This window comes from Nitrosomonas sp. Nm84 (assembly GCF_003201565.1).
Lineage (GTDB): Bacteria > Pseudomonadota > Gammaproteobacteria > Burkholderiales > Nitrosomonadaceae > Nitrosomonas.
In genome coordinates this window covers 25,746-38,933 of sequence record NZ_QJJP01000016.1, presented here as the reverse complement: position 1 = coordinate 38,933, position 13,188 = coordinate 25,746, and the positions used below count along the sequence as shown (strand labels likewise).

14 protein-coding genes and 1 riboswitch are annotated in these 13,188 nt (G+C 46.4%); of the genes, 12 read left to right on the top strand and 2 right to left on the bottom strand.

The features are described 5' to 3' along the window. Positions 1-66: 66 nt before the first annotated feature. Positions 67-146: riboswitch (cyclic di-GMP riboswitch) on the bottom strand. A gap of 301 nt (positions 147-447) precedes the next feature. The 9 genes from fabF (at position 448) to C8R34_RS09430 (ending at position 8,284) form a co-directional block, all read left to right on the top strand. Further along, positions 448-1,665 carry a beta-ketoacyl-ACP synthase II gene (fabF, locus tag C8R34_RS09470; protein ID WP_110340166.1) on the top strand — a complete coding sequence of 406 codons (1,218 nt, stop codon included), beginning with the start codon at positions 448-450 and terminating at the stop codon, positions 1,663-1,665. An 18-nt stretch (positions 1,666-1,683) separates the two neighbouring features. Next, positions 1,684-1,938 carry an acyl carrier protein gene (locus tag C8R34_RS09465; RefSeq protein WP_110340164.1) on the top strand — a complete coding sequence of 85 codons (255 nt, stop codon included), beginning with the start codon at positions 1,684-1,686 and terminating at the stop codon, positions 1,936-1,938. A gap of 97 nt (positions 1,939-2,035) precedes the next feature. Then, the gene (locus tag C8R34_RS09460; RefSeq protein WP_110340162.1) at positions 2,036-2,668 is read left to right on the top strand and encodes a hypothetical protein; all 633 of its coding nucleotides are present in this window, start codon (positions 2,036-2,038) and stop codon (positions 2,666-2,668) included. A 140-nt stretch (positions 2,669-2,808) separates the two neighbouring features. Next, a complete protein-coding gene (locus tag C8R34_RS09455) occupies positions 2,809-4,020 on the top strand; it encodes an alpha/beta fold hydrolase (RefSeq protein ID WP_110340160.1) in 1,212 nt (403 codons plus the stop codon). Positions 4,021-4,250: 230 nt separating this feature from the next. Then, positions 4,251-4,811, top strand: a complete 561-nt coding sequence (locus tag C8R34_RS09450; protein ID WP_132467083.1) for a hypothetical protein — start codon at positions 4,251-4,253, stop codon at positions 4,809-4,811. Between the two features lie 10 nt (positions 4,812-4,821). After that, a complete protein-coding gene (locus C8R34_RS09445) occupies positions 4,822-5,166 on the top strand; it encodes a hypothetical protein (RefSeq protein WP_110340156.1) in 345 nt (114 codons plus the stop codon). Positions 5,167-5,342: 176 nt separating this feature from the next. After that, complete coding sequence (locus tag C8R34_RS17270) at positions 5,343-6,434, top strand: response regulator transcription factor (RefSeq protein ID WP_110340154.1); 1,092 nt, start codon at positions 5,343-5,345, stop codon at positions 6,432-6,434. A 573-nt stretch (positions 6,435-7,007) separates the two neighbouring features. After that, entirely contained in the window at positions 7,008-7,967 is a 960-nt protein-coding gene (locus C8R34_RS09435; RefSeq protein WP_110340152.1) for a hypothetical protein, read from the top strand. Positions 7,968-8,002: 35 nt separating this feature from the next. Further along, positions 8,003-8,284 carry a hypothetical protein gene (locus C8R34_RS09430; RefSeq protein ID WP_110340150.1) on the top strand — a complete coding sequence of 94 codons (282 nt, stop codon included), beginning with the start codon at positions 8,003-8,005 and terminating at the stop codon, positions 8,282-8,284. A gap of 83 nt (positions 8,285-8,367) precedes the next feature. Here C8R34_RS09430 and C8R34_RS09425 read toward each other — a convergent pair whose 3' ends face one another. After that, a complete protein-coding gene (locus C8R34_RS09425) occupies positions 8,368-9,366 on the bottom strand; it encodes an ATP-binding protein (protein ID WP_309146183.1) in 999 nt (332 codons plus the stop codon). 21 nt (positions 9,367-9,387) lie between these two features. Next, positions 9,388-9,534, bottom strand: coding sequence for a hypothetical protein (locus C8R34_RS17020; protein ID WP_258364445.1), 147 nt, complete (start codon positions 9,532-9,534; stop codon positions 9,388-9,390). 249 nt (positions 9,535-9,783) lie between these two features. Between C8R34_RS17020 and C8R34_RS09420 the strand changes: the two genes are divergently transcribed. The 3 genes from C8R34_RS09420 to C8R34_RS09410 all read left to right on the top strand — a co-directional run bounded on the left by C8R34_RS09420 (position 9,784) and on the right by C8R34_RS09410 (position 13,179). Continuing rightward, a complete protein-coding gene (locus C8R34_RS09420) occupies positions 9,784-10,122 on the top strand; it encodes a cupin domain-containing protein (protein ID WP_110340148.1) in 339 nt (112 codons plus the stop codon). A gap of 3 nt (positions 10,123-10,125) precedes the next feature. Further along, entirely contained in the window at positions 10,126-10,479 is a 354-nt protein-coding gene (locus C8R34_RS09415; RefSeq protein ID WP_110340146.1) for an arsenate reductase family protein, read from the top strand. A 171-nt stretch (positions 10,480-10,650) separates the two neighbouring features. Further along, complete coding sequence (locus C8R34_RS09410; protein WP_110340144.1) at positions 10,651-13,179, top strand: 3-hydroxyacyl-CoA dehydrogenase/enoyl-CoA hydratase family protein; 2,529 nt, start codon at positions 10,651-10,653, stop codon at positions 13,177-13,179. The last annotated feature ends 9 nt before the right edge of the window (positions 13,180-13,188 follow it).

Genomic DNA, 13,188 nt, shown 5'->3' with positions numbered 1-13,188 from the left:
GATTGCAGAATGATGATCTGAAGCCGATTCGTTACTTTCTGACTCAGTGACTCCCCATCATTCATGGGAGGCAACCCAGCCGTCTCATGTGTGGAGATCTGTAGGCTTTCCGAACTTGCCTTGCGGCAAGGGTGGCATTGTTTGCTTTTCTATCAAATTACTTTTTTATATATTCTATTTGGAAATTATGATAATGCAATGTGGCAAATTGCCGCATCCTGGATTGATGCGGTATTACCAGGGGTGTGGTTATGCGCGAAACAGCATGATTTATTGTTGCAAGCGGCGGTGATTTATCGACAAAGGCCTGTGCGATGTGCTTTTAACCGTTTCGTGATGTGTTTGACAGCCAATCTGGCTTTCAGTATATTCATCGCTGATTAAAAGTACACTTATTTTCCTGAATCCTGCCTTAAACAGGCTGTTAAGCTTTCTGTTTGATTTGATATGCGCGTAGTTGTTACTGGAATGGGGATCATTTCGCCAATCGGTACCAGTACTGATCAGTTCTGGAACGCGGCCATTAATGGTGTAAGTGGAATAGTCAGCATTCAATGTTTCGATGCATCTAATTTGCATTCCCGCATCGCAGGCGAAATTAGCGGATTTACTCCGAGCGCTTTTCTATCGGCCAAACAGCTGGATCAGACCGATCGATTCACGCAATTGGCGTTGTATGCTGCTAATCAGGCGGTGGAAGATGCTGGCGGCCTTGATGGCTATGATCCGCGGCGCTTGGCAGTTAGCCTGGGATCCGGTATGGGTGGATTTGCAACCTTTGAATCCTCGGCTGTGCGCAAGCTTCAAAATAAATCCATACCACCTTTCTCTGTGCCCCGCATCATGGCGAATTCCGCCGCTGCCTGGATAGCTACCAAGCACGGCTTGAAAGGCGCCAATTTGACCTGCAGCACGGCGTGTTCTTCGGGTGCGAATGCGATCGGCATGGCGCTGGATCTGTTGCGGACAGGAAAAGCGGACGCTGTCGTTGCCGGCGGTGCGGAGGCGTGTGTATTGCCGTTGACCATGGCGGGTTTTGAAGCGTTATATGCGTTATCCTCCGGTTTTAATGACGATCCGGCACGCGCCTCGCGGCCCTTTGCCAAAGGCCGGGACGGTTTCGTCATGGGTGAGGGGGCGGGCATCCTGATCCTGGAAAAAGAGGAAGAAGCACAGCGGCGCGGCGCCAAAATCTATGCCCGGCTTGCTGGTTATGGCTGTGCCTGCGACGCGACGCATATCGTGGCACCGGATAGGGATGGACAGGTAGCGGCGATGCAGGCCGCACTTGATGATGCCGGTATGACGCCGGATCAAGTGGATTACATCAATGCGCATGCCACGTCAACGCCGCTGGGGGATGTTGTCGAAACCAAAGCCATCAAGCAGCTTTTCGGTGAGCGTGCGCCCGAGATTGCCATCAGTGCTACCAAATCGATGATCGGACATAGCATCGGCGCATCGGCAGCAATCGGCAGCATTGCCACGATTATGTCGCTGCATACCGGTACGATTCATCCTACTATCAATCTGGATGAAGCTGATCCGGAGTGCGATCTCAATTACACACCCAATCACGCCATTCAGAAAAAAATACAGACCGGCGTATGTAACGCATTCGGATTCGGCGGCAACAATGCCAGCGTCGTCTTTACAACTCTTTAATACAGGTGCCAATCAGACATGGATACAGCAGATCTCGAGGCGAAAGTCATCGCATTTATCGCTTCAAAAGTTGAAAACATAGATATTTCCGCGATTACTACCGCGTCAAAATTCGAAGAACTCGGATTTGATTCGCTTGATACCGTCCAATTACTGTTTGATGCGGAAGATACCTTCGGCGTCAGTTTTGATGGCGAAGAAGTCAAAGGCCTGCGCAGCGTGGGGGATATTATCGACTATATTGGTAAGCATCCGCCGACGGACGCGGTGTGAAACTTGTAAATTACGTTGTTTCGGAAGGTTGATTGTTGTTAAGGCCGAATGCTAACCACCCTTTTTGATACATCAGAATCTAGTTCAGGGAGAAGAGATGGGCCTTACAGAATCCGATAAAATTGATGTGATTGCTGCTTTAATTACTCTTGTTGGTATTGTAATGACTGGGTTTTTTTTATGTGTGCAGATTATTTTGTTAAGGAAGCAGGTTAATTTGTTAGGGGAACAGATTCTTAAGGCAGGTGAATCAAATACCATTACTGCTGCTGCTTTACAAGTTGGAATCATCATAAATTTTGACGAGCAATTCTATGGTAAGAGAATGAGGGAATGTAGAATTAACGTATCTCAGTTTTTGCTTGAGAATAGAAAACTTGTTGTCGAGAGCTCGACTATCACGCAATGGGATACTGTCAGCGATCTCTTGGATTTTTTTCAAGGCCTCGCGACATTTACGAAGATGGAGTCGCTATCCACAGAATTAGTTTACAAGAACTACTACTATTGGTTTAGTTTCTACTACCCTGCCTGTAGTGATTACATAAAATATTATCAAAACAAGGCACCAATCTATGCGAAAGATGCAGAGTGGTTGTTCGTGGAACTGACAAAAATAGATGCTGCAATAAACAATGAATGTTATTCCCATCATGATGACTCTGATTTTACTGAATTCTTTGAGTGGGAAATTGATAATATGAGGAGCTACGGACACCTTGGTTCCTGATCACCATAGCAGGCTGCAATCCATATCGCGCTGAAAGAAAAAGGATGCGCACTTTAATTATTGTTTTAATTTGTTCGAATCATTTGCAGATTGATACCTGATTGGTTGCAACAAATAGACTTTTTAAGTCAATAACGTAAATGGCAACGCATCGCAAACATCATGCAATAGTTTTGTTAAGCGTGCTCCTGCTGTTGACGATGCTATTCGGTTGTGTGCATCAGAAATTCGTGAGTGAGCCTTATCCGCGCTGGGGAGAAGAAAGCCGTGTCGATCAATCCGGCGACAATGGGCCGTTGATTGTGCGGACGCTTTTTCCGCCAGAGCCCGCCAAAGCGCGCGCTTGTGTGCTCCTGGTTCATGGCATGAATGAGCATATCGGGCGCTATGGCGAGGTGGCGCGCTATTTTTCCCGGCAATTTATCGTTGCGGGTTTCGATTTTTATGCGCACGGTCTTTCCAATCCGCTGCTGCAACGGGCGGATTTGGCATTGACTGGCGGTGCGGACAGACAGGATGTCGGCGATGCTTATTTGGCGCAGTCACCGCTGCGCGATTTGGAACCGATGCGCCGGACTCTTGATCAGGCACTCAGGAAGACGGCTGCATTGTGTGACGAACAGGGTGATTCAAAGCGGCCGGTGTTTATCGTTGCGCACAGCCTGGGTGCGCTGGTTACCGCTTCTTACTTGATGTCGATCCGGAATGAGGGCGATGCAGTCAGGCGCGTGCAAGGTGTTATTTTTTTGGCCCCGGCTTTTGCTGTCAGCGAGCCGCCCGGTTGGCGCGGTTGGTTGGCAAATCCATTGATCAAACTGTCTTTTCACGCCGAAACGCATTTTTTGCATCCTCAGAATGAACCCTTGCCTTTGTTAATATTCAATCAGTTGTTGTCGCTGGTAACCGTGCCCGTGTTGGACGGACTATTCGAAGTATTTTCCTGGCCGGGTTTGCGCAATTTTCTGACGCCTGGCGCGCAAGCTTGGGTGGTGGATTATCTCACCGATAGTGAAGAAGAAAAAGCACGTTTGCGTGCCGATGATTGGCTTATCCGCCGTGCTCTTTTGCGTTTTGTGAAGGGTATCGAAGCGGAGATTGTGCACTTTCGCCGTCAAATGGGTGAATTCACGCTGCCCTATTATCTGATTTACTCGGAACAGGATCCGATCACGGCATCCTGGGGTGGTAAGGATTTTGCCCATGACACTTTGACACATCATGCGGATAACGAAGTGCTGGCGCTGCCAAATCTGCGTTATCACCAGCATCTGTTTTTAAAAGAACCTGCACGAACTGAACTTCTGAGAAACATTGAACAATGGATCGGTCGTCGGCTGCATGCATTGGAGTGACATGTGCTGGTAGCGGGAGTAGACTGCAAAAGTCGCCTATTTTTCATGATAGGCATGGATTTAACGCTATGCGGCTATGATGAAACAATCAATACGGTGTTATAAAAGCAGGGGAATATTGCGAGCAGTGGGTAGGTGTGGTTTTTGGCACAGCAGGTTATATCATTGAGCGATTTAATCAGAAGCCGGCTGAGCCTGGCATATCAATCTTTAACTTAAGTGAGGAAGCTATGAAGAAACTATCTTTAGTGCTTATGGTTGTAATTTTACTGGGTGGCTGCGCAGGAATTCGGCTTGTCAGTGATTACGACGAAGTGATCGATAAAGGGGTTACCGAATTTGCCGAGCAATTCAACACGCATGTCAAAAATATGGGCGACCTTGCCGGAACCCAGGACGGCACCTATGAAGTCAATCTGAGAACTTACAACGCGCTCGAATCAAAACTCGACGTGATGATTGCAAGAGCATCGGCAGTGTCCGAAAGCAAAGGCTGCAAGTTGGAAAGGAAAGTATTTGATCGCGTGCAATCTGCGTTGAAAGGCGGTATGCCGGCCGAAATGCAATCCAGTGACAGCGCCCAGACCGGCAATTCGCATGGGTGTAACGAAAGACTGCTGATGCTGGTAAAAGATCAATTCAACTTCGTGAAACAGATTCATAAAGAGACAGACACATGCGGGGAAAACAAACTTTCCTGCCTGAGGCCTGCCACAGCGAAAACCGCTTTAAGTATCGCCAACCAGTCCATCAATGCGGTATCGATTGTCGAAACCGCGAAGAAACAGTAAGGAGATATTCATGAACATCAATGCAGATGAAATTTACAACAAGATGATGAATGCCGCTGAAGATTCATTCAAGGACGGCTGGAGCGCGGTTAAGACATATGCCCCGGCGGAGTTCAAGAAGATGTCGGTACAGCTGGCTGAGATAGCCCACAATATTGCATTATATGAAATGGACAACACGCAAGGATATTCGCCTGAAACCGGAAAAATCCTTTTCAAAATGCAAAGAACAGCTTGTGAAAGTGTATTGGTCGCAGTGACGCATCTTACGGTCATTGCCGTACAGAATGCGATCAATGCAATTCTGCAAGCGCTGAAGGAAGCTTTTGGCGGAGTGATTGCAACGATTGTTTAATCTCTACCGGGTTTAATTCCTCGCCGCTTGCGGCGAGGTGCTTTATTTGTTTAGTTTTGTAATATCGCTGCATTCTTTGTGAGAATATTCACAGCCCGTTGATTTCTAGTCAGACATACTGTTTTTCTATATTAAAAATTCTTCATAAATACTAAAAAGAAAATGGAGATAGGGAGATGGATAAAGAAATCGCTTTGGATGTGCTGGCGAACAGGGATCACCAGGTCGCATCCGCAACCATCAACTGGTTGAATAATTGCCAAAGCAAGGATGAATTCAACCAGGTATTGAAAGCGGCATTACTGCCTTTGTTAGCATGCAATGGTGTGTTTTACGGGCGGTTGATAAGGGAACAGAATACGCTGCAATTACTCGGCAGCATCAACCAATCGACATGCTGCCCGGATGGCTGGAAACGATTCTTGGATGCTGTTTTACAGAAATCGGCAGCAGAAAATTCCATCACCGATAGCGCGCATATGTCGCGCCCCATCCATTCTTCCAACATGGTGCATTGTATTGACAGTCTGAACAGCTGTCAGCATTCTTTTGATCAGTCCTGGCAGCAATCACATCACAACTGCACGATCGTTACAGTTTTTGATGAAGGGCATCAACCCGCATTCCGGTTTTATTTTTGCCGTCTCACCGCTCATCAGCAGATATTCAGCCGGCGTGATATCGAGTTGTTGAGAATACTCAGACCCACTTTGTTGCAAACGTTGCGATTCATACTGTTTTGCGAAGAAACGCTGAATCTCCGGCAGATGCGGAACTTCTGGTCGGATCATACAGATCCGATCGTTGTCATTCGTGGTGATGGCGCAGTAATTTTTCAAAGCCAGGCTTTTGAGCGAATTATTGATCACGGAAAACACACATTTCTGTCGACGACATCGGTTCTCGTCAAAACCATCCAAAGCAATCAGGTCGGGTGGTACAGTTTTTTGTCGAAATTGGGTAAGCGCCTGTATGAGGTCAAACTGACCTTGATCAAAGCGGATGCCAATGTTCATCATTGCGTCTATTTGCTGCACCTGTCACGCATCACATACCGGATCGGGAAAATCTTCAATCAATTGGATAGAACCGGCCTGACAAGCCGTGAACTGGAAATTACCCTGCTGATTTGCCAGGGCAACTCAACCCGGGAAATCGCGCAGGAGATCAGTCTCAGCTATCACACAGTGCGTAACCACATCAAGAATATCTACGACAAACTGGGTGTTTCGACGCGCAGTGAAATGCTGGTGCGGATGGGCTATTAATTCAAAATGACTCAATTGGGTTATTTATGTTTGATTCATATCGTTGTATAACATTATTAAGCTAAATCATGCAGAAGTTGGCTGTTACTTGTATTTTTAGTTATAAGTGCATAAATGCTGATAGAGTTACATGTGACAAAAAATAACTCTTATAATCAATGAAGTAAGATTTATAGATCATCTGAAATCAGTAGTGTACGTAAAACCAGCTATTAAGACGATAGAAACCTGACCTAGTCAACCAGTGTTGATGAGAGTTAGAGGGAAAATGTTTTGGTGCCGATTTGAAATTGCATTTTGAGAACTAAGATTCCAGTAACCTTCAGAAGTAAAATCTTCTGGGGATGCACTATGATTTGTATATCGAGCATTCTTTTTGCAACAGCGAGCCGTAAAAACACAAATCTGGCGCGCAGTCGCTATTTACGTGTTGATCGCTATTGTCAAAAATGAATTTCAAATTGACGCCTCACTTTACACATTTTCATGGCTTTCTTGGAATAGAACAAATTCATCTCGTCTAACATAATTTTTGAAAGAATAAGCATTTATTTGATAATAATGGAGATTGTTATGCGTTTAATATCAAAATTCCTTTTAATTACATTCATTACGGTTATCTTAACTGGATGTGCTCTTTTAAAGGGAACGCCTGATGCGCCTATTGATGTAGATCGAGTTGCAGAAAGAATCGAGAAAAACCTTGCTAATATCAATGATGTGCAGCTTGATCCATCAACAAAGACTGAGAATAAAATACAAATCACGAAAGAAACAAGAGATGGTCGAATAAATTCGGCATTTATATTAATTAATCTGCGTTATCAGAAATTTGTTAATAATTCTGGTCTCCAGCATCGTGCCAAAACAATGGCATCAGAATTTACGCAGTTATCGTTAAATCTTGCAGGAACTGCAGTAGGTGGTGCGGGCTTAAAAACGCTATTGGCTGCACTATCCGCTGGCATTTCGGGCACCAACTTAGCATTTGAGAAAACTTTCATTTATGAGTCGACAGTACCCGCTCTTATTATGCAGATGAATGCCGACCGAGCAGTAATAAGAAACCAAATTCTCAATAGAATGCAACAGGGTGTAGCTGATTATACGTGGGAGGCAGCTGTTAATGACTTGATCGAATACTATAATGCTGGAACATTGCAGAATGCTATTAGTTCGATCAAGAAGAATGCTGGTGCTATTGAAAAACAAATGGAAGAAAACATTGTACAAATAAAAAATATAGCCACGAACGACGATGTATTACTCAAGAGGAAACTAACGCAAGCTATCTTATCTAATCAAAATCGTGAAAAAGCAAGGGGAATGTTTTCGTCCTTATCTCAACAACTTTCCCATTTATCAGATTGTAAGAAACTTAACTCTATCGCATCAACAGTTAGTGCGGAAGATGAAAAAATTGCATTACTAGATTGCATTAGAGCAACTGGTAGTGGATCCAAAACGGCTGCTAATGATCTTAAAGAATTTCAATCAATTCTTAGTAGTGCCGGTTTAATATCCAATCAATGAGTTTCAATTCCCAAAAACAACAAGGAGAAACTAGTATGAAAATATTCGGTTATCAAGGCAACTTAAGCTTAAATGAAATCCAAACACAAATACGTTTTCAAGAGGCTGGAGCTTTAAAACTCTTTGATTGCGTAGTAGCCACCGACAAAGATAATCAGCCAATCAACATTCTAAAATTCGAAGGAGTTATAGAAATACCCAACGATATTGTCTTAGTAAAAGCAAATGACCCGCAGCCCGCTGGGACAAGTGGAAAAGTATTAACAGATGTTCTTGTGATTAATGGTCAGTTTACAACAATAGATTTTTATCGCTAATGTTTCATCTCGATTTTTTATAAATCTCTAACAATAGCTCAATTCCTGACTATGCTATCCATACTTGTTCAGATGGATGCCTCTTACTTGCTCATCATGAGCGTATTCAGAAAATCTGCTAGACCCACCGCTTCAGTATTTTCCGTCAAAGAAAAACGCTCGATGCCAGGATAAATAATGAAATTTCTTGATGCCGCAATATCCTGGCTGGCGAGGCGTTGTCCTTTGGTGAATTGAGGCGCAAACGTTCTTTTAATTTCGATGGTCCATGTTTCGTTTCCTGATTTTTCCAGCACCAGATCGATTTCATTGCTGGACGAAGTTCTGTAAAAATAGGATTTGATCTGATTCCGGTCTATGGTGTTCAGGATATTTTCAATCACAAATCCTTCCCAGCTCATGCCAATGATAGGGTGTCCGAGCAGAACTTCTTGGTTGTCTATTCCCAGTAACGCGTGCAGAAGTCCGCTGTCCCGAATATAAACTTTTGGTGATTTGATCAACCGTTTTTCCAGGTTTTTGTGCAGTGGTGTTAATCTTCTGACAAGCAGCAGGTCGACCATCAGATCAAGGTAACTTATGACTGTTTTGCCGTCGACACCTAATGAAGCTGCAATATGGGATGCGTTTAATAGCGAGCCTTGCAGGTGCGCCAGCATTATCCAGAAGCGCCGTAGGGTTTTGGCGGGTATGCGTGGTCCTAGTTGCGGAATGTCGCGTTCCAGATAGGTGCGGATGAAGTTATTGCGCCATAAAAGGCTTTTTTTGTCATTGCTTGCGAGAAGGCTGTCGGGAAAGCCGCCCCTTAGCCATAGTCGGTCCATATCCTCCGGATATTCTGTAACTGTGATGGGTGATAGTTCGCAATAGGCAATACGGCCAGCCAGTGTTTCGCCGGATTGCTTCAGTAAATCAATCGAGGTGGAACCAAGAAATAGAAATTGCCCTGTCGTGTGTCCCGCTCTTCTATTTTTGTCGATAATGCCGCGTAATTCCTGGAAAATCCCTGGGATTCGCTGCACTTCATCCAGAATAATGAGCTTGTCTTTGTGATTCTCCAAATAATAAGCCGGACTGGCCAACTTGGCGCGATCTTCTTCTGATTACAAATCAAGATAAACAGAAGCAAAATCTTTGGCGATTTCCAGTGCTAGCGTAGTCTTGCCTATTTGCCGTGGCCCCAGTAGCGCAGCTACTGGAAAAGTATCCAGCGAGTTTTTCAGTTCGGTGTATTTTTTACGTCTTATCATGTTTGTATATTGGGAGTGTAATTCCTAAAATGCAAGGTTCGTGCGGCGGTAATCATATAAAGATTTCATACTCGTAAATTTCTTATTTTTTATCAGCATATTGATTCTGATTTTGTTTTTTGTGCTGTTGCGTGACTAACATAGTGTGCTGCAGCTGTGCCGAGATCGTTGTGGTGTCGGCTATCGAGTTCACTTATACTTGCCTCGTAATCAACAAATACAGTTTTAACAAGATGAAAGGTGATACGAATGCTGAAAGCAACAATATCTGATCTGATGCAACGCATACCCGGCAAGGCGAGTGCGGAATGGCCGATGGGTGAACCTTTCGCACTGGCATTTGCGCATGGCTCCATGTCGGTGGAAGTTTATGCGCCCAAAGACACCGATATTCAGACGCCGCACGATCAGGATGAGTTGTATTTCATCCATTCCGGTCATGGTGAGATTGTCATTGCCGGGGAACGCCACAAATTTGCGCCGGGTATGGTATTTTTTGTAGCGGCTCACGTCGAGCATCGTTTTGAGAATTTTTCGCCGGATTTTTCCACCTGGGTGGTGTTTTGGGGACCAAAAGGCGGTGAATAGATAATGCTCAAATTTTACGGTTATAAAAAATGCGACACCTGCCGCAAGGCGGAGAAATTCCTGCAGCAAGCAGGGATTGGTTATGAATTCATCGATATCACCGAGAATCCGCCAACCGCGGAAGAGCTTGCTGCCATTGCCGAACGGGCCAATATTCCACTGCACAAACTCTTCAATACCAGCGGTGTGCAATACCGCGAATTAAAGATCAAAGTACGGTTGCCTGCGTTATCTCAGCGGGAGATCCTGGCTCTGCTGGCGAGCAGCGGTCGTCTGATTAAAAGACCGTTGATTACCAACGGGAAGCATGCAACAGTAGGTTTTAATGCAGAGCAGTTTGCCGCTGTTTGGCGTTAATGTCTGTTCATCGCACCTTTTGCTTTCAGGTCGCCGACAGCGAGGAGTTTTAAGCTCCTCCATAATCCCGTAAATAAACAAGCTTGCGCGGAGGCGCTTATGCTTGTACTCTTTCGCTTATAGTCGGCATGAATAGGGTTTATCAATAACCGAATCTAGCAGGAGGCGAAATTGGGTGATCAACGTTTTTTTATACGCAAGGCGGCAGTACTGGGAGCTGGTGTGATGGGAGCGCAGATTGCTGCGCATCTGGTGAATGCCAATATTGAAACACTGCTGTTTGAATTGCCTGGCGCTGCGGATAATCCCAACGCTAACGTCATCAAAGCCGTGGAGAAACTCAAGAAACAAGAACCCGCACCGCTGTCGGTCAAAGCCAAAGCAACCTATATTCAACCGGCGAATTATGAGCAGAATCTTGAGCTGCTCAAAGACTGCGATCTGGTGATTGAGGCGATTGCCGAACGTATGGACTGGAAGCGCGATTTGTATACAAAGGTTGCGCCATATCTGGGAGAGCACACGATTTTCGCCAGCAATACTTCTGGATTATCGATCAATCAATTGGCTGAAGCTTTTCCGGAAGCATTGCGCCATCGCTTTTGTGGCATCCATTTTTTCAATCCGCCACGCTACATGCATTTGGTGGAATTGATCCCGTGTCAATCCAGCGATGCGGCTATGCTTGATCACCTGGAAGGATTTCTGGTGACTTATCTGGGCAAAGGCGTGATACGCGCCAAAGATACGCCCAATTTCATCGCCAATCGCATCGGTGTATTTTCGTTGTTAGCGACTATGCATCATGGCCGTGAATTTAATTTTGGATTTGACTTGGTCGATGCACTAACGGGTTCCCTGATTGGGCGTCCTAAGAGCGCGACATTCCGCACCGCCGATGTGGTGGGGTTGGATACCTTGGCGCATGTGATTAATACCATGCGCGATACCTTGCCGGATGACGCTTGGCACCGCTATTTTGCCGTGCCGGATTGGCTGCAGGGTTTGATTCAGGCAGGCGCGCTGGGAGAGAAGGTCAAGCGCGGGGTGTATCAGAAAGTAAGAAATGAAATTCAAGTGCTTGATCTGCCGTCACAGGCGTACCGATTATCCGCTGGCGAAGTGAACGAGGATTTGAAGCGGTTGCTGAAATACAGCAGTCCGGCTGAGAAGTTTGTTGCTTTACGCAATAGCAACGAGCCGCAGGCACAGTTCTTGTGGTCGATTTTTCGCGATTTGTTTCATTATAGCGCGGTGCAACTGGAAGCCATTGCCGATAATGTGCGCGACCTGGATCTGGCGGTGCGCTGGGGATTTGGCTGGAGTCAGGGGCCGTTTGAAAGCTGGCAGGCAGCCGGCTGGAAACAGATTACCGAATGGGTTCAAGAAGATATTGCCGCAGGTAAAAGCATGAGTCAGGCACCTTTGCCACAGTGGGTGATGACAATTGCTGCAAGCGAAACGCAGCGCGTGCATAGCGCGCAGGGCGCTTTCTCCCCGTCATCCGGAAAGCTGCAACTGCGTTCAAGGTTGCCGGTTTATCAGCGCCAGCTTTTTCCCGACCGATTGATCGGCGAGGACGCGGTTTATGGGGAAACCATATTTGAGACAGACGCGGTCAGGTTATGGCATATCGGAGATCAAATTGCCATTCTGAGTTTCAAGAGCAAAATGCACACAGTCGGCATCGATGTGTTGCAAGGTATCCAGCACGCGATCAAGGAAGCGGAGCAGAACTGGCGCGCGTTGGTGATCTGGCAAACTGAGCCGCCATTTTCGGCGGGCGCCAATTTACAGAAAGCTACCGAGCGGCCCAAGCCGGATGCTCAACATGCAGGCAAACCACCCGCTCCGCCTGCACCGCCATCGGCATTTCAATCACTCCTGAAACAATTCAAAAAAACGGCGCAAGACACAGTGCTGCACGTGGCGCATGAGCTGGATCTTGCAGATGTACTGATGGCTAAGAAGCTGGCGGAAGTCGAAGGCATGATCCGATTGTTTCAGCAAACATCGCAAGCGTTGCGTTATTCGATGATTCCGACCATCGCCGCCGTGGATGGACTGGCGTTGGGTGGCGGCTGTGAGTTTGTCATGCACTGTGATCGTGCAGTGGCGACACTGGAGAGTTATATCGGATTGGTGGAAGTCGGGGTTGGATTGCTACCAGCAGGCGGCGGATGTAAGGAGTTCGCGATGAGGGCCGCGAAAAGTGCCAAAGATGGCGATCCATTTCCGCAGTTGAAACACTATTATCAGACGGTAGCGATGGCGGAGCTGGCGAAAAGCGCTGAGCAGGCGAAAGAACTCGGCTATTTGCGTTTTGCTGACACGGTGGTGATGAATCGTTTTGAGTTGCTGTATGTCGCCAAGGCGCAGGCGTTGGCGTTGGCCGAAGCTGGTTATCGTCCGCCATTGCGTGTACGGGAAATTCCAGTAGCTGGTAATACCGGCATTGCTACAATTCAGAGTCAGCTGGTTAACATGCGCGCCGGCGGTTTTATTTCCGAGCATGACTACCTGATTGCGAATAAGGTGGCGCATGTGATGTGCGGCGGCGATCTGACACCGGGCAGCTTGGTCGATGAAGACTGGTTTTTGGAACTGGAGCGAACAGCCTTTATGTCATTACTAGCAACTGAGAAGACCCAGGCGCGCATCGAATATACGCTGAGAACCGGCAAGCCGCTGAGAAACTGATTTGCAGAC

What these genes read in the sequence shown, in the direction of transcription:
- fabF (WP_110340166.1), top strand. Translation starts at nt 448, where the DNA reads ATGCGCGTAGTTGTTACTGGAATGGGGATCATTTCGCCAATCGGTACC.
- C8R34_RS09420 (WP_110340148.1), top strand. Translation starts at nt 9,784, where the DNA reads ATGCTGAAAGCAACAATATCTGATCTGATGCAACGCATACCCGGCAAG.
- C8R34_RS09450 (WP_132467083.1), top strand. Translation starts at nt 4,251, where the DNA reads ATGAAGAAACTATCTTTAGTGCTTATGGTTGTAATTTTACTGGGTGGC.
- C8R34_RS09445 (WP_110340156.1), top strand. Translation starts at nt 4,822, where the DNA reads ATGAACATCAATGCAGATGAAATTTACAACAAGATGATGAATGCCGCT.
- C8R34_RS09415 (WP_110340146.1), top strand. Translation starts at nt 10,126, where the DNA reads ATGCTCAAATTTTACGGTTATAAAAAATGCGACACCTGCCGCAAGGCG.
- C8R34_RS09465 (WP_110340164.1), top strand. Translation starts at nt 1,684, where the DNA reads ATGGATACAGCAGATCTCGAGGCGAAAGTCATCGCATTTATCGCTTCA.
- C8R34_RS09460 (WP_110340162.1), top strand. Translation starts at nt 2,036, where the DNA reads ATGGGCCTTACAGAATCCGATAAAATTGATGTGATTGCTGCTTTAATT.
- C8R34_RS17020 (WP_258364445.1), bottom strand. Translation starts at nt 9,534, where the DNA reads ATGATAAGACGTAAAAAATACACCGAACTGAAAAACTCGCTGGATACT.
- C8R34_RS17270 (WP_110340154.1), top strand. Translation starts at nt 5,343, where the DNA reads ATGGATAAAGAAATCGCTTTGGATGTGCTGGCGAACAGGGATCACCAG.
- C8R34_RS09455 (WP_110340160.1), top strand. Translation starts at nt 2,809, where the DNA reads ATGGCAACGCATCGCAAACATCATGCAATAGTTTTGTTAAGCGTGCTC.
- C8R34_RS09430 (WP_110340150.1), top strand. Translation starts at nt 8,003, where the DNA reads ATGAAAATATTCGGTTATCAAGGCAACTTAAGCTTAAATGAAATCCAA.
- C8R34_RS09435 (WP_110340152.1), top strand. Translation starts at nt 7,008, where the DNA reads ATGCGTTTAATATCAAAATTCCTTTTAATTACATTCATTACGGTTATC.